The 13,834-nt window shown below is 69.7% G+C and carries 14 protein-coding genes and 1 riboswitch; of the genes, 8 read left to right on the forward strand and 6 right to left on the reverse strand.

Annotated elements, in window-relative coordinates; all coding sequences use genetic code 11:
• Positions 1–2: 2 nt before the first annotated feature.
• On the reverse strand, positions 3–1,007 hold the full coding sequence (locus ACSFBM_RS06455; protein WP_435483622.1) for a carbon-nitrogen hydrolase family protein: 1,005 nt from the start codon (positions 1,005–1,007) through the stop codon (positions 3–5).
• 199 nt (positions 1,008–1,206) lie between these two features.
• Between ACSFBM_RS06455 and ACSFBM_RS06460 the strand changes: the two genes are divergently transcribed.
• Positions 1,207–2,169, forward strand: a complete 963-nt coding sequence (locus tag ACSFBM_RS06460; RefSeq protein ID WP_435483623.1) for an AraC-like ligand-binding domain-containing protein — start codon at positions 1,207–1,209, stop codon at positions 2,167–2,169.
• A 37-nt stretch (positions 2,170–2,206) separates the two neighbouring features.
• Here ACSFBM_RS06460 and ACSFBM_RS06465 read toward each other — a convergent pair whose 3' ends face one another.
• The 5 genes from ACSFBM_RS06465 to ACSFBM_RS06485 all read right to left on the reverse strand — a co-directional run bounded on the left by ACSFBM_RS06465 (position 2,207) and on the right by ACSFBM_RS06485 (position 6,228).
• Entirely contained in the window at positions 2,207–2,632 is a 426-nt protein-coding gene (locus tag ACSFBM_RS06465; protein ID WP_435435915.1) for a universal stress protein, read from the reverse strand.
• Between the two features lie 99 nt (positions 2,633–2,731).
• Positions 2,732–3,559, reverse strand: a complete 828-nt coding sequence (locus ACSFBM_RS06470; RefSeq protein WP_435483624.1) for a sulfite exporter TauE/SafE family protein — start codon at positions 3,557–3,559, stop codon at positions 2,732–2,734.
• 293 nt (positions 3,560–3,852) lie between these two features.
• Entirely contained in the window at positions 3,853–4,185 is a 333-nt protein-coding gene (locus ACSFBM_RS06475; RefSeq protein ID WP_435435917.1) for a cell division protein ZapA, read from the reverse strand.
• A complete protein-coding gene (locus ACSFBM_RS06480) occupies positions 4,182–4,406 on the reverse strand; it encodes a DUF904 domain-containing protein (RefSeq protein ID WP_093129838.1) in 225 nt (74 codons plus the stop codon). Before ACSFBM_RS06480 ends, ACSFBM_RS06475 begins: the two co-directional genes overlap by 4 nt.
• Before the next feature lie 103 nt (positions 4,407–4,509).
• Complete coding sequence (locus tag ACSFBM_RS06485; RefSeq protein WP_435483733.1) at positions 4,510–6,228, reverse strand: ClcB-like voltage-gated chloride channel protein; 1,719 nt, start codon at positions 6,226–6,228, stop codon at positions 4,510–4,512.
• Positions 6,229–6,287: 59 nt separating this feature from the next.
• A riboswitch (cobalamin riboswitch) is annotated at positions 6,288–6,548 on the forward strand.
• 92 nt (positions 6,549–6,640) lie between these two features.
• Here ACSFBM_RS06485 and ACSFBM_RS06490 point away from each other — a divergent pair.
• The 7 genes from ACSFBM_RS06490 to cobO all read left to right on the forward strand — a co-directional run bounded on the left by ACSFBM_RS06490 (position 6,641) and on the right by cobO (position 13,829).
• The gene (locus ACSFBM_RS06490) at positions 6,641–8,569 is read left to right on the forward strand and encodes a TonB-dependent receptor domain-containing protein (RefSeq protein WP_435483625.1); all 1,929 of its coding nucleotides are present in this window, start codon (positions 6,641–6,643) and stop codon (positions 8,567–8,569) included.
• A 65-nt stretch (positions 8,570–8,634) separates the two neighbouring features.
• On the forward strand, positions 8,635–9,984 hold the full coding sequence (locus ACSFBM_RS06495) for a cobyrinic acid a,c-diamide synthase CobB (protein ID WP_435483734.1): 1,350 nt from the start codon (positions 8,635–8,637) through the stop codon (positions 9,982–9,984).
• Complete coding sequence (locus ACSFBM_RS06500) at positions 9,968–10,564, forward strand: bifunctional adenosylcobinamide kinase/adenosylcobinamide-phosphate guanylyltransferase (RefSeq protein WP_435483626.1); 597 nt, start codon at positions 9,968–9,970, stop codon at positions 10,562–10,564. Before ACSFBM_RS06495 ends, ACSFBM_RS06500 begins: the two co-directional genes overlap by 17 nt.
• Positions 10,561–11,436, forward strand: coding sequence for an ABC transporter substrate-binding protein (locus ACSFBM_RS06505; protein WP_435483627.1), 876 nt, complete (start codon positions 10,561–10,563; stop codon positions 11,434–11,436). The genes ACSFBM_RS06500 and ACSFBM_RS06505 overlap by 4 nt, the downstream gene beginning before the upstream one ends.
• Complete coding sequence (locus tag ACSFBM_RS06510) at positions 11,433–12,458, forward strand: FecCD family ABC transporter permease (protein WP_435483628.1); 1,026 nt, start codon at positions 11,433–11,435, stop codon at positions 12,456–12,458. The genes ACSFBM_RS06505 and ACSFBM_RS06510 overlap by 4 nt, the downstream gene beginning before the upstream one ends.
• The gene (locus ACSFBM_RS06515; protein WP_435483629.1) at positions 12,455–13,237 is read left to right on the forward strand and encodes an ABC transporter ATP-binding protein; all 783 of its coding nucleotides are present in this window, start codon (positions 12,455–12,457) and stop codon (positions 13,235–13,237) included. Before ACSFBM_RS06510 ends, ACSFBM_RS06515 begins: the two co-directional genes overlap by 4 nt.
• 22 nt (positions 13,238–13,259) lie before the next feature.
• Complete coding sequence (cobO, locus tag ACSFBM_RS06520) at positions 13,260–13,829, forward strand: cob(I)yrinic acid a,c-diamide adenosyltransferase (protein ID WP_435483630.1); 570 nt, start codon at positions 13,260–13,262, stop codon at positions 13,827–13,829.
• Positions 13,830–13,834: the final 5 nt, after the last annotated feature.

Here is a 13,834-nt window from a genome sequence, read left to right on the forward strand (position 1 = left end):
GATCAGGCCGAGACGGGCTCGGGCACGCTGGCTTCGGGCTCCGGCGTGAGCTGCACCACCACGGGGGTGCGGCGCGTCTTGTTCAGCAGCAGCTGCGTGGCGTCGGGGCGCGAGTAGTGGCCGCTCGGGTCGGCGGCCGCCTTGGCCAGCGAGATCATGCCGAGGTCGATGTCGGCGATGACCAGGCCTTCCTCGTCTTCGGCCAGCGGCGTGCCCAGCGGCGAGCCGTCGGGCGCGTAGATGCGCGCGTAGCCGCCGCCCGTGCCCAGCATCTGCTGCTTGCCGGCGTCGGTGCACATCAGCTCGCTCATGGCCTTCGACACGGTGGCGCAGGGCGCGAGCACGAAACAGCCGCCCTCGGCCGCATAGACCTGGCTCGCCGCGTTGTTGACTTCGTGGCCCAGGGCGTAGGCCGCACCGCGGTACAGCGAGAAGCTGGGCCATGCGCCGCAATGGATCTGCTCGTTCTGCGAATACATCGCGTACTTGCTCAGCGGCTGCAGGTGCTCCCAGCAGCACAGCGAGCCGATGTTGCCAATGGGCGTTTCCACCACATGCAGGTCGGCGCCGTCGCCTTCGCCGAACACGGTGCGCTCCACGTGCGTGGGCTTGAGCTTGCGGCGCGTCTGCACGGTGTTGCCCTGGTCGTCGATCAGCGCCTGCGCAATGTAGAGGCTGCCCGCGGCCTTCTCGCTGAAGCCGAACGACAGCCAGATGCGGTGCTTGCGCGCCGCGGCCTTCAGCCGGTCGAACTCGGGCGAGCCGATGACCAGCGAGTTGTCGTGGTAGCGCTGCACGAACTGCATGCCCCAGGCCGGCGAGTCGAGCCAGATCCACCACGGGTAGCCGGGCACCCAGGTCTCGGGAAAGGCAATGAGCTGCACGCCCTGTTTCGCGGCCTGCGCCATCAGATCGATGGTCTTGTCGATGGTGGCGTCGAGGTCGAGGAACACGGGGGCGGCCTGCACGGCGGCAACACGCAGCTTGGGGTGGACGGTGGTCGGCATGGTGGTTCTCCAGATGCAATGAAAGAGCAAGGGACGTAACGGACCGCATGGGTGGCGCACCGGGTTTGCGCTGTGGCATGCGGGTTGCTTGAAGCGTAGATTCGCGCCGCCGGAACGCCTTGACCCGGATTGGCGGCGTTCTTGTTCCAGCGTTGCATGCCCTGTTTCCGGCCTCCTGCAGGCCCTTCGAGGAATTCCGATGACCCAGTTGCTCAGCACCGACGCCGTCTCGCGCGACCAGCGGCTCGCCTACTGGACCGACATGATCTGCAACGTGTACGTGCAGCTCGAGTGCGACGCCGTGAAGGACGACGACAGCGGCAACTTCGAAGGCAGCATCCGCCAGCACACACTGCCCAGCCTCGACATGTCGGTCGTCACCTCAGGGCCGCAGAGGGTGATGCGCACGCCGGGGCACATCGCGCATTCGAGCGACGACTACTTTCTTGTGAGCATCCAGGCGCGCGGCCAGGGCGTGGTGCGCCAGGACGGGCGCGACGCGGTGCTGTCGGCCGGCGACTTCGCGCTGTACGACAGCACGCGGCCTTACGAGTTGTTGTTCGAGCAGGCCTTCGAGCAGATCGTGCTCAAGCTGCCCGGCGACCGCCTGCGCAGCGAATTGCGCGACACCGAGGCGCTGACGGCCACTACCGTGTCGGGCCGCGAGGGGGCGGGGCACCTGCTGCTGGGCATGATCCGCACGCTGCGCGAAGACATCGACACGCTGCAGCCCGCATCGGCGCTGGCGGTGGCCAACGGCGTCCAGAACATCCTGGTGGCGGGCCTGCAGACGCTGCCCGCGGCGCGCGCGCCGGCGCTCAGCAACCTCACGGCCTACCACCTGGCGCGTGTGAAGCGGCGCATCGACGAGCAGCTGGCCGATCCGATGCTGTCGGTGGGCACGCTGGCGGCGGAACTGGGGGTGTCGGTGAGCCACATCCACCGCGTGTTCAAGAGCGAGCCGCTCACGCCGTCGCAGTACATCTGGGAGCGCAGGCTCGAGGCGTGCAGCCGCGACCTGCTGGAGCCGCGCCTGGCGGGGCGTCCGGTGGCGGACATTGCCTATGGCCGCGGTTTCAACGATGCGGCGCATTTCAGCCGCGCATTCCGCGAGCGCTTCGGCTGCTCGCCGCGCGAATGGCGGCAGCAGCGGGTGCAATAGCCGGGTGCAATGGCCGGTTGCAAGCCGGCTGCGCCTGCTACTGGACCAGCAGCACCGGCCTGTCCGTCTCCGAGATCACCTTGGTCGCCACCGAGCCCATCAACGCGCGGCCGAGGAGGCCGTGGCCGTGCGTGCCCAGCACGATCAGGCCGGCCTGCGCCGCGGTGGCCGACTTCAGGATTTCTTCCGCCACATGGCCGTGGCGCGAATCGACGGTGTAGTTGCCCACGCCCTTCTCGGCGAACAGCGCCTTCACCGGGTCGAGCACCTTGGCGCTTTCCTCTGCGTAGTAGCCGGTGACCAGGTCCTTGCTCAGGTGGCGCGTAACGTTGCCCGAGATGCCGGTGCACACGTGCACCACCACGAGTTCGTGACCGTCCACGAACATGGCGCGGTTGTTGAAGAGGTAGGCCAGGGCCTTCTGCGTGAAGGTGCTGCCGTCGACGGCGATGAGGATTTTCATGCGTTCCTTATACGGCGCGCCCTGTGGCGCCGCAACGAGTCGCACCTTCTGCCGAAGGGCCTTGGAGGCCGCTGCCGGGCTTGCGGGTTCAGGCCCGCATCAACCGTGCAGGCCCTTCCAGAGCATGTACGCCGCCAGCAGGTACAGGATGGTCGCGAACACGCGCTTGAGCTTCTTCACCGGCAGGCTGTGCGCCGCCTTGGCGCCCAGCGGCGCGGTGAACACGCTGCACGCGGCAATCACCGCCAGCGCCGGCAGCCAGATGTAGCCGAAGGAGCCGGCCGGCAAGCCATCGACCGAATGGCCCGCGACGACGTAGCCCAGCACGTTGGCCACCGCGATCGGAAAGCCCAGCGCCGCGCTGGTCGCCACCGCGTTGTGGATGGCCACGTTGCACCAGGTCATGAAAGGCACGCTGATGAAGCCGCCGCCCGCGCCCACCAGGCCCGAGATGAAGCCGATGACGCCGCCGGCCGCCAACTGGCCGCCCGTGCCCGGCATCTGCCGCGTCGGCTTGGGCTTCTTGTCGAGGAACATCTGCGTGGCCGAGAAGCCCACGAACAGCGCGAAGAAGATGGCCAGCGCCGTGCCCTTGAGCAGCGCGAACACGCCCAGGCTGCCCGCGAGGCTGCCGATGACGATGCCGGGCGACAGCCGCTTCACGATGTCCCAGCGCACCGCGCCGCGCTTGTGGTGCGCGCGCACGCTCGACACCGAGGTGAAGATGATCGTGGCCATCGAGGTGGCGATGGCCATCTTCACCGCCAGGTCGGCCGGCACGTCGCGCTGGCCCATGATGATCGTGATGAACGGCACCATCAGCATGCCGCCGCCGATGCCCAGCAGGCCCGCGAGGAAACCGGTGCCCAGGCCGAGCGCGGCGAGTTCGGCGATGAGCAGGGGGTCGAGCAGGGCGGCGAGGTTCACGGGGAAGTCAGGAAGGAAGGTGCTGCGGCAAAAAGCAGCGGCCCCGTGCAACTGGTGCAGGGGGCCGCGGCGGGAAAAGGTGTCTGCAGATGGTGTGCCGGACCCGCATCCTGAACCAGGGTTCAGGTGGGCGAGGGCAGCAAGACTTCGGGTTCATCTGACGCGAGATGATCACACCCGTCAAGCGATGTACCAAGCCCGGCTCCGGAGAGCATTGGAACAAGGAAATATTAAGCCCGACACGTCTGCAGACAAGGCGGATTTTACGCCCCGTCTGCGTCCGCGGCGCTCATTCAGAGCAAATGTCCATCGCCGGCCAGGGCTTGATCGAGTCTTTGAATGAGCTGCGCGGACTTGGGGTCGGCTTCGCCGCTGGCCGGCGCGTCGTCGGACGTTGCGGCGGCGGGAGCGGGCGCTGCGGGTTGCTGCTGCGCGGCCAGGTCGAACGCGAGGTTCAGCGAGGCCAGCACCGCGATGCGGTCGCGGGCCTTGACTTTTCCTGCATCGCGGATCTTGCACATGGCCGCGTCCACGCGTTCGACGGCTTCGCGCAACTGCGCTTCGCCGCCATCGGGACAGCCGAGCAAATAGCTCTGGCCCATGATCTGTACTTCAATCTGCTTCATGCGGGGGAGTCTTGGGAAGGTGGTTCAGCCGGCAACCGCTCGAGCAGGGCATCCAGTCGTGTGCGGGCCGCGGCCAGCCGAGACTTCAGGGCATCGCGTTCGCGCGTGAGCGCATCGACCTGTTCCTGCAACAGCGCATTGGTGCGCTGCACCTCTTCGTGACGCACAAGCAGGCGTTCGACGCGCTCGGCGATCTGGTCGATGGGGCTGGAAGCGGGCATGGTTGGCGATTGTAGTTTCCCGGGAAAGCGGTCCTGCCGAGGCTGGGCGCGGTGCCCGGCGTGGTCGCGATTCTGCGGCTTCGCAGCCCGCCGATCAAACCTTTCATGGCTCGCTCAGGCGCACGTAGGTGGCCAGCAACGCGCTCTTGGCGGCCACGCCCAGTAGCACCGGGTTGGCGGTGCTTTCGATCACCGGCAGCCGTTCGCCCAGGTGGTCGAGAAAGCGCTGCAGCGCCTCGCCCAGCCCGGTGTCGGCGGTGATCGGCTGGATGGCTTGCGACAGCAGGGCGCCCGCGGTCGTCTCGGTGGGCGCAGTGCCCAGCGCCGCGAGCGGCACCACGCCGAGGTAGCGGTTGTCCGCATCGACCACGTACAGGTACTTCACCGGGTGCTGCAGGAAGATCCTGCTCATCGCCTCGCGGTCGGCGCCGGGGCCCACCACCGTTTCGGCCGGCTGCACCAGGTCGCGCATGTGCAGCCCGCGCAGGCGCAACTGCGTGTCGCGCTGTTCGTTGCGCCGCAGCGTGATCTCGTACATGGAGCCCGCATTGGCCGAGCGCGCCACGAAATACGCGATGACGCTAGCGGCCATGAGCGGCAGCATGACCTGGTAGCTCAGCGTCATCTCGAAGATCATCAGGATCGCCATCAGCGGCGCCTGCGTGGCACCCGCCAGGAACGCGCCCATGCCGACGATGGCGTAGGCGAACGGCGCCGAGGTGGCCGCCGGCCACAGCGCCTGCACCCCCTGGCCGAACAGCGCACCGACCATGCAGCCGAAGAACAGCGCCGGCGTAAACACGCCGCCCACCGCGCCCGAGCCGGCGGTGGCCAGCGTGGCGGCTGCCTTGGCGAGCAGCACCAGGGCGATGAAAGTCCACGGCCACGGCGTGTGCAGCACCGCGTTGACCACGCTGTAGCCGTTGCCCCACACCTCGGGTACCGGCACCGAGATCGCGCCCATCAGCAGGCCGCCCAGCGCCAGCCGCCAGGGCAGCGCCAGCGGCAGCCGCGAGAACAGCGCCCGGCTGCCCTGCAGCGCGCGCAGGAAGCCGATGGCCGCGAAGCCCAGCAGCACGCCGAGCACGCAGAACAGCACGACCTCGGTGCCGTGGATCTCCGGGAACGCCGGCATCCGGTAAGGCGGCTGGTAGCCGGGCAGCGCCCGCATGGCGACGTTGGCGACCACCGAGGCGATGATGATCGGCCCCACGCTTTCCATCGCGATGGAGCCCAGCACGATCTCGGCCACGAAGAAGGCGCCCGCGATGGGCGCGTTGTAGGCGGCGGTCAGGCCTGCCGCCGCCCCGCAAGCCACCAGCAGCCGCAGCCGCTCGACCGGAAAGCGGAACACCCGGCCCAGCAGCGACGCCGCCAGCGCCGCGAGCTGCACCATCGAGCCTTCGCGCCCGATGGAGCCGCCGCTGCCGATGCTGACCAGCGACGACGCGCTGCGCACCAGCGTCTGCGCCACCGGAATGCGCCCGTCGCCCAGCACGATGGCTTCCATGTAGTCGGAGGTGGCGCTGCGCGAAGCGATGCGTTTGGCCCACACCAGCAGCAACCCCGCCACCAGCCCGCCGAGCGTGGGGCAGGCGACGCGCGCCCACCACGGCAGGCCTTTCGCCATGGCCACCAGCCCGTTGCCGGGGCCGAGCACCAGGTGTTCGAAGTGATAGAGCGCCGCGCGGAAGAGTTCGGTCGCCAGCGTGCCGAGCAGCCCGGCCACGATGGCCCACAGCAGCATCGATTGCCAGCCGGAAACACCCAGCAGACGCTGCAGCGCCGAACGAAGATTCAGGAATACCGAGGCGGGCCGCATATGGCGACCGATGTTAGCGGTGAGGCGCAACTTTCGACTTAAGGAAGAGCCCGCAGGGCCTAAAATGCCGCCCGTTGGTGCTTGCGGCCTGGTTCACATGCCGCGGTTCAACGGGAAGCAGGAGTGGAAGCCCCCCGACCTCACGCAGGTCGGTTCAAGGCCGAAGCCGCCTGCGCTGCCCCCGCAACGGTCAAGCAGACGGCGCCGCAAGGCGCCAACCCCTTTCCATCCAAGCCACTGGGCGCCCTGAAACAGGTGCCTGGGAAGGCGGTGGGGGTTGTTCTGCCAGCCCGGATACCGGCCAACAAGGCGGCTGCCGCATGCGTGAACGATCCACGCAGGGGCAGCCATGGCGCCCATGGCGCCGGCGGGGAGGCCGGCGAGGGGTATAGACGTTCGTTCGGTCCATTCAATGATTTCCCACGTTTGCTTTTCCAGCGGCCGCGCGCCTGTGCGCCGCCTGCGTTTCGCCTGCCTGCAACTGCCTTTGGGCGTGGCGCTGGCGTCCGCCTTCGGCGGCCTCGCCCATGCCCAGGAAGCCCCGGCCCTGAGCGAAACGGTGGTCACGGCCAACCGCACGCCGCAGGCGCTGTCCGAACTGGTGGGCGACGTGTCCATCGTCGACCGCCAGGCCATCGAGCGCAGCGGCGCGACCGGCGTGGCCGACGTGCTCGCACGGCTGCCCGGCATCGAGATCTCGCGCAACGGCGGCGTGGGCAACACCACCAGCCTGTTCATCCGCGGCGCCGAAACACGCTTCACGGCCGTGTACCTCGACGGCGTGCGCATCGACTCGCAATCCACCGGTGGCGCCGGCTGGGAAGGCATTCCGCTGTCGCAGATCGACCGCATCGAAGTGCTGCGCGGACCGGCCGCAGCGGTGTACGGCTCGGACGCCGTGGGCGGCGTGATCCAGCTCTTCACCCGGCGCGGCGAAGAGGGCGTGCGGCCCTACGCGGGCATCGGCTTCGGCAGCAAGGGGCTGCGCAAGATCGAAGGCGGCGTGAGCGGCAAGTCGGGCCTGCTCGACTATGCGTTCGGCGTGGAGCACGAGGAAAGCAAGGGCTTCAACGTGCAGCCGGTCGACAAGCGCACCCCCAGCAAGGACGGCTTCACCAGCCCCGACCGCGACGGCTACCGCAGCACCTCGGGCAACGTGAAACTGGGCCTGCAGATCACGCCGGACCAGCGCCTGGACGCCACGCTGCTCAGCAGCGACATCACGGCCGGCTACGACGCCACGGTGTCGTACCGCAGCCGGCTGCCCATCACCTTCGCCAACGACCAGGCGAACAACACGCTGCGCACTGCCGGGCTGACCTGGTCGGCCAAGTGGAACGACGTCTACAGCACCCGCGTGCAGGTGACCGACTCGCAAACCGTCTACAAGACGCAGCCGTCGTTCTACCGCACCGAAACCAAGCTGCGCGGCTACCTGTTCCAGAACGAGTTCCGCTTCGGCCCGCACCTGCTGAGCGCCACCTTCGAACGCCGCGAAGACGCGCTCGAAAACGCGCCCACCACCTCGTCGAAGCTGCTGTCGCGCGACCGCGCGCAGGACGCCATTTCGCTGGGCTACGGTTTCGTGCAAGGCCCGCATTCGCTGCAGCTGCACGTGCGCCACGACAAGGACAGCGAGTTCGGCGGCAAGACCACCGGCAGCGCGGCCTACGGCTTTGCCATCACGCCGGCGCTGCGCTTCACCGCCTCGGCCGGCACGGCGTTCCGCGTGCCCACGCTGTACCAGCGCTTCAGCGAGTACGGCCTGGCCACGCTCAAGCCCGAGTCCAGCCGCAACGTGGAGCTGGGCCTGCAGTACGCCGAAGACGGCACCCAGGCGGGCATCGTGGTCTACAACAACCGCGTGCAGAACCTGATCGTGTTCGACGGCACGGCCAAGGGCTGCGCCTCGTCGTTCGGTTGCTACGCCAGCACCGCGCGCGCCCGCTACCAGGGCGTGACGCTGTCGGGCAGCCAGCGTTTCGGCGACGTGACCCTGCGCGCCTCGCTCGACTACCAGGACCCGCGCGACCTCGCCACCGACCACCTGCTGGCTCGCCGTGCGCAGCGCCACGCCGTGCTGGGCGCCGACTGGCGCGTGGCCGGCTGGACGCTGGGCGCCGAAGTGCAGACCTCGAGCAAGCGCTACGACGACGCGGCCAACACCGTCAAGCTCGGCGGCTATACCGTGCTGAACCTGTCGGCCAGCACCAGGATCACGCGTGACCTGAACCTGGTGGCGCGCGTCGACAATGTGGGCAACAAGGACTACCAGTTCGCGCGGCTGTATGCCAATGCAGGCCGCACCGCGTACGTCGGCCTCAAGTGGACGCCTCAGTAAACCCCTCATCCCTGCCCACCGGCACCCCGGATGGCGCGCCGGCCCCGCGCGCCACCTGCGCCGCGGTGCTGGTGGCCGCGCCTGCCTCCGGGCAGGGCAAGACCACCGTCGCCGCCGCGCTCGCGCGGCTGCATGCGCGCCAGGGCCGGCGCGTGCGCGCCTTCAAGTGCGGGCCCGACTTTCTGGACCCGCTCTGGCTGTCGCTGGCCACCGGTGCGCCGGTGCACTCGCTGGACCTGTGGATGACCGGCGAGGCCGACTGCCGCGCGCGCCTGCGCGCCGCGGCGGCCGAGTGCGACCTGCTGATCGTCGAAGGCGTGATGGGCCTGTTCGACGGCACGCCCAGCGCCGCCGACCTGGCCGAGCGCTTCGGCCTGCCGGTGCTGGCGGTGATCGACGCGCACGCCATGGCCGGCACCTTCGGGGCGCTGGCCTACGGCCTGCAGAACTTCCGGCCCGGCCTGCCGTGGGCAGGCGTGCTGGCCAACCGTGTCGCCAGCGAGCGGCATGCCGGCATGCTGAAAGACGCGCTGCGCGAGCCTTCGCAGTGGATGGGCGCCTTGCCGCGCGACGCAGGCTTCACGCTGCCTGAGCGGCATCTGGGGCTGGTGCTGGCGAGCGAACTGGGCGATGCGATGGCGCGGCTCGATGCGGTCGCCGATGTGCTCGCCGCCACGCCGTTGGGGCAACTGCAGCCTTCGCAGTTGCCGCAGGTGAGCTTCGAGGCCCCCGCACCCGATCGGCCGGTGCCGCCCTTGCTGGCCGGCCGCACCGTCGCCATTGCGCGCGATGCGGCTTTCTCGTTCATCTACCCCGCGAACCTCGATGTGCTCACGGCGCTGGGTGCGCGGCTGTCCTTTTTCTCGCCGCTGGCGGGCGATGCCTTGCCGGCCTGCGATGCCGTCTGGCTGCCCGGCGGCTACCCGGAGCTGCATGCCGAAGCGCTGGCTGCCTGCGCCGCGACGCGCGAGTCGCTCGCCGCCCATGCCGCGGCCGGCAAGCCGGTGTGGGCCGAGTGCGGCGGCATGATGGTGCTGTTCGACGAGCTCGCCACGAAAGACAGCGCAGAACATGGCGTGCAGGTGCACCGCATGTGGGGCCTGCTGCCCGGCAAGGTCGCGATGCAGAAGCGCCTGGCCGGCCTGGGCCCGCAGCAACTCGTGCTCGGCGACCACACCCTGCGCGGCCATACCTTCCACTATTCGCTGTGCGACACGCCCCTGGTGCCGGTCGCCCATACCGCCCGGCCCGCCGTGACCCAGCCCGTGGGCGCGCGCGGCGGCGAGGCGCTGTATGTGCACGGCCCGGTGCGCGCGAGCTACTTCCATGCGTGGTTCGCTTCCAGCCCGCAAGCCACCGCGCGCCTGTTCGGCGCCATGCCCATCGCATTGGAGAGCCATGCCCCTGCCGAATAAGCCGAAGACCGCCGTGCACGAATTCATCCTCGGAGGCCAGAAGAGCGGCAAGTCGCGCCGCGGCGAGCAGCGCGCCATCGACTGGCTGGCCGCCGCGCCCCGGCACCGCGCAGTGATGATCGCGACCGCCCAGGCCTATGACGACGAGATGCTCGAGCGCATCGTGCGCCACCAGGCCGACCGCGCCGAGCGCGTGCCCGGCATGCGCACCATCGAGGAGCCGATCGAGCTCGCGCGCGCCGTGGTCACGCAGAGCACGCCCGAGACGCTGGTGCTCGTCGACTGCCTCACGCTGTGGCTCACCAACCTGACGATGCCCATGCCCCGCGAAGATGCGCGGCCCGCCACGCGCACGCCGGCCACGCATATCGCCATGCTGCTGGTGGCGCTGCGCGAGGCGAACGGGCCGGTGGTGCTGGTCGGCAACGAAATCGGCCTGGGCGTGATCCCCATGGGCCGCGAGACGCGCGCCTTCGTCGATGCGCTCGGCCGCCTGAACCAGGACGTGGCCGCCGCCTGCGACCGCGTGACCCTGATGGCGGCCGGCCTGCCGTTGACGCTGAAGGCGCCCGCCGCATGAAGGCCTTGCGCATGTCACTGGCCGCCCTCGGCCTGATGCTGTTCGCATGGACGGCGCATGCCTTCGACGTGGTCGACGAGCGCGGCGTCACCGTCAGCCTGCCGCAGCCGCCGCAACGCATCGTCACGCTGCTGCCCTCGCTCACCGAATCCGTTTGTGCCCTGGGCGCCTGCCACCGGCTGGTGGGCATCGACCGCTACTCCAATTCGCCCGAACAGGTGAAGGCGCTGCCGCAGGTCGGCGGCGGGCTCGACCCCAACGTCGAAGCCATCGTCGCGCTCAAGCCCGACGCGGTGCTGCTCGCCAAGTCGTCGCGCGTCACGCAGCGGCTCGAAGCGCTGGGCGTGAAGGTGCTGGTGCTCGAACCCAAGAACCATGCCGACGTGCGGCGCGTGCTCGACAAGCTCGACCAGGTGCTCGGCACGCACGACGCGCCGAAGGTCTGGCGCGTGATCGACGCCAGCGTGTCGGCCGCCGCGCAGTCGCTGCCCGCGAGTGCGAAGGGACTGCGCGTGTACTTCGAAGTGAACAGCGCGCCGTATGCGGCGGGCGAGTCTTCGTTCATCGGCGAGACGCTCGCGCGGCTCGGCGTGAAGAACATCGTGCCGGCGTCGCTGGGGCCCTTTCCCAAGCTCAACCCCGAATACGTGGTGCGCGCCAACCCCGACCTCATCATGGTCAGCGTGCGCAGCGCGCAGGGGCTGGAGCAGCGGCCCGGCTGGGCCGGCATCCGCGCGGTGCGCGAAGGCCGCATCTGCCGCTTCAGCGCCGAGCAGTCCGACGTGCTGGTGCGCCCCGGCCCGCGCATGGACGAGGCCGCGCGCCTGATGGCGCAGTGCATCTCCACGCAAGGCGACAGGGGCAAGCGGTGAACGCCGCGCTCAGGCACACAGCCCACCTGCGCCGAGTCTTGCTGCTCGGCGTGGGCCTGCTGGTGCTGGGCGCGGCGCTGATGCTGCTGGGCCTGGGCATCGGCAGCACCGGCTTCGAAAGCCTGCTGTCGGCGCGGCACGACCCGGTGGCGCTGCAGATCGTGTGGGACATCCGGCTGCCGCGCACGCTGGGCGCATGGCTGGCCGGCGCGCTGCTGGGGCTGGCGGGCGCGGTGGCGCAGGGGCTGTTCCGCAACCCGCTGGCCGACCCTTATCTGCTGGGCAGCGCATCGGGCGCCTCGCTCGGCGTGGCCGTGGCGCTGCTGATGTTCGGCGGCTCGGCCGCCAGCGCGCAATGGGTGATGCGGCTCGGCCTCACGGGCGCGGCCTTCGTCGGCGCGGTGCTGGCGGTGATGCTCACGCTGATGCTGGCGCGCGGCGTGCAGCAGACGCTGCGCCTGCTGCTGGCCGGCGTGATCGTCGGCGTGGTGCTGGGCGCCGCGAAAGACCTGATCACCATCGCCTCGGCCGACATCCTGCAGGCCCTCCAGGGCTTCGTGCTCGGCAGCACCGGCCTGGTCGGCTGGAGCGCCTGCGCGGTGATGGCCATGGTCGGCGCGGTGTGCCTGCTGCTGGCATGGGCGCTGGCGCCGGTGCTCGACGGGCTGGCGCTGGGCGAGGCCACCGCGCGCAGCCTGGGCCTGCCGCTGGGCGGCATGCGCGCGGCGCTGGTCGTGGTGCTGGCATTGGCCACCGGCGCGGCCGTCGCGCAGACCGGCCTGATCGCCTTCGTCGGCCTGGCCGCGCCGCACCTGGTGCGCTCGGTCGTCAAGACCACGCATGCGCGGCTGATCGTGCTGTCGGCGCTGATGGGCGGTCTGCTGCTGATGGCGGCCGACCTGCTGGCGCGCTGGCTGATTGCGCCGCAGGAACTGCCGGTGGGCGTGCTCACGGCCGTGCTGGGCGGCAGCTACCTGCTGTGGTTGATGCACCGGCGCAGCGCGCGGAGCGGCGTGGCATGAGCGGCCCCAAAACACCCGCCCTCGAAGCGCGCCGCGTGAGCGCCACGCTCGGCGCGACCGAGGTGCTGCACGACATCGACCTGCAGCTGTCGGCCGCCCGCTGGACCAGCATCGTCGGGCCGAACGGCGCGGGCAAGTCGACGCTGCTCAAGGCGATGGCGGGCCTGCTCGCGCACCGGGGCGAGGTGCGGCTCTTCGGCGACGTGCTGGGCAAGGTGCCCGCGCGCATCCGTGCCCAGCGCCTGTCCTGGCTCGGCCAGAGCGGCACGGGCGAGGGCAGTGCCGACGACCTGATGGTCTACGACATCGCCATGCTCGGGCGGCTGCCGCACCAGCGCTGGCTGGCCGCGCCCAGCACGGCCGACCGCGAAGCCGTGGAGCGCGCCTTGCGCAGCACCCAGGCCTGGGAGTGGCGCGACCGCCCGTTGGGGCAGCTCTCGGGCGGCGAGCGCCAGCGCGTGCTGCTGGCGCGCGCGCTCGCGGTGGAGGCCGATCTGCTGCTGATGGACGAGCCGCTCGCCAACCTCGACCCGCCGCACCAGGCCGACTGGATGCAGACGGCCCGCGCGCTGGTGGCCCAAGGCAAGACGGTGGTCAGCGTGCTGCACGAACTGCCGATGGCGCTGGCCGCGGACGAACTGGTCGTGATGAAACAGGGCCGTGTCGTGCACCACGGCGGCTGCAGCGACCCTGTGACCCACACTGCGCTCGAGCAGGTGTTCGACCAGCGCATTCGTGTGCACCGCGTGGCGGACCAGTGGATTGCGTTGCCGCAGTAACCAACATACGAACCGAAGAATCATGCAGATCGAAACACCCCCCAGCGAAAAGCCTTACGAGAAGCCTGAAGGCGAACGCCGAGGCATCGTCATCGTCAACACCGGCGACGGCAAGGGAAAAAGCACCGCCGCCTTCGGCCTCGCTCTGCGCGCCCACGGCCGTGGCAAGCCCGTGAAGATCTACCAGTTCATGAAGGTGCCGAGCGCACGTTTCGGCGAACACCGCATGTTCGAGCAGATCGGCATTCCCATCGAAGGGCTCGGCGACGGCTTCAGCTGGAAGAGCCAGGACCTCGAACGCTCCGGGCAGCTGGCGCGCGACGGCTGGGAGAAGGCCAAGGCGGCGATTCTGTCGGGCGAGTTCTTCCTGGTCGTGCTCGACGAGATCACCTACCCGCTGATCTACGGCTGGCTGCCGCTCGAAGGCGTGCTCGAAACATTGCGCGCACGGCCCAAGCACGTTCACGTAGTGCTCACCGGCCGCCGCTGCCCGCCCGAGCTCATCGATCTGGCCGACACCGTGACCGAGATGACCCTGGTCAAGCACGCGTTCAAGGCCGGCATTCCCGCGCAACGCGGCATCGAAGACTGAACACC

The sequence above is a fragment of the Variovorax pasteuri genome (assembly GCF_051216435.1).
In the GTDB taxonomy this organism is placed as follows: Bacteria; Pseudomonadota; Gammaproteobacteria; order Burkholderiales; family Burkholderiaceae_C; genus Variovorax.

Excerpts from the sequence above, each read along its gene's own strand:
- ACSFBM_RS06485 (WP_435483733.1), bottom strand. The coding sequence starts at position 6,228 with ATGCGGCCCGCCTCGGTATTCCTGAATCTTCGTTCGGCGCTGCAGCGT.
- ACSFBM_RS06505 (WP_435483627.1), top strand. The coding sequence starts at position 10,561 with ATGAAGGCCTTGCGCATGTCACTGGCCGCCCTCGGCCTGATGCTGTTC.
- ACSFBM_RS06465 (WP_435435915.1), bottom strand. The coding sequence starts at position 2,632 with ATGAAAATCCTCATCGCCGTCGACGGCAGCACCTTCACGCAGAAGGCC.
- ACSFBM_RS06500 (WP_435483626.1), top strand. The coding sequence starts at position 9,968 with ATGCCCCTGCCGAATAAGCCGAAGACCGCCGTGCACGAATTCATCCTC.
- ACSFBM_RS06460 (WP_435483623.1), top strand. The coding sequence starts at position 1,207 with ATGACCCAGTTGCTCAGCACCGACGCCGTCTCGCGCGACCAGCGGCTC.
- cobO (WP_435483630.1), top strand. The coding sequence starts at position 13,260 with ATGCAGATCGAAACACCCCCCAGCGAAAAGCCTTACGAGAAGCCTGAA.
- ACSFBM_RS06455 (WP_435483622.1), bottom strand. The coding sequence starts at position 1,007 with ATGCCGACCACCGTCCACCCCAAGCTGCGTGTTGCCGCCGTGCAGGCC.
- ACSFBM_RS06490 (WP_435483625.1), top strand. The coding sequence starts at position 6,641 with ATGATTTCCCACGTTTGCTTTTCCAGCGGCCGCGCGCCTGTGCGCCGC.
- ACSFBM_RS06515 (WP_435483629.1), top strand. The coding sequence starts at position 12,455 with ATGAGCGGCCCCAAAACACCCGCCCTCGAAGCGCGCCGCGTGAGCGCC.
- ACSFBM_RS06475 (WP_435435917.1), bottom strand. The coding sequence starts at position 4,185 with ATGAAGCAGATTGAAGTACAGATCATGGGCCAGAGCTATTTGCTCGGC.
- ACSFBM_RS06480 (WP_093129838.1), bottom strand. The coding sequence starts at position 4,406 with ATGCCCGCTTCCAGCCCCATCGACCAGATCGCCGAGCGCGTCGAACGC.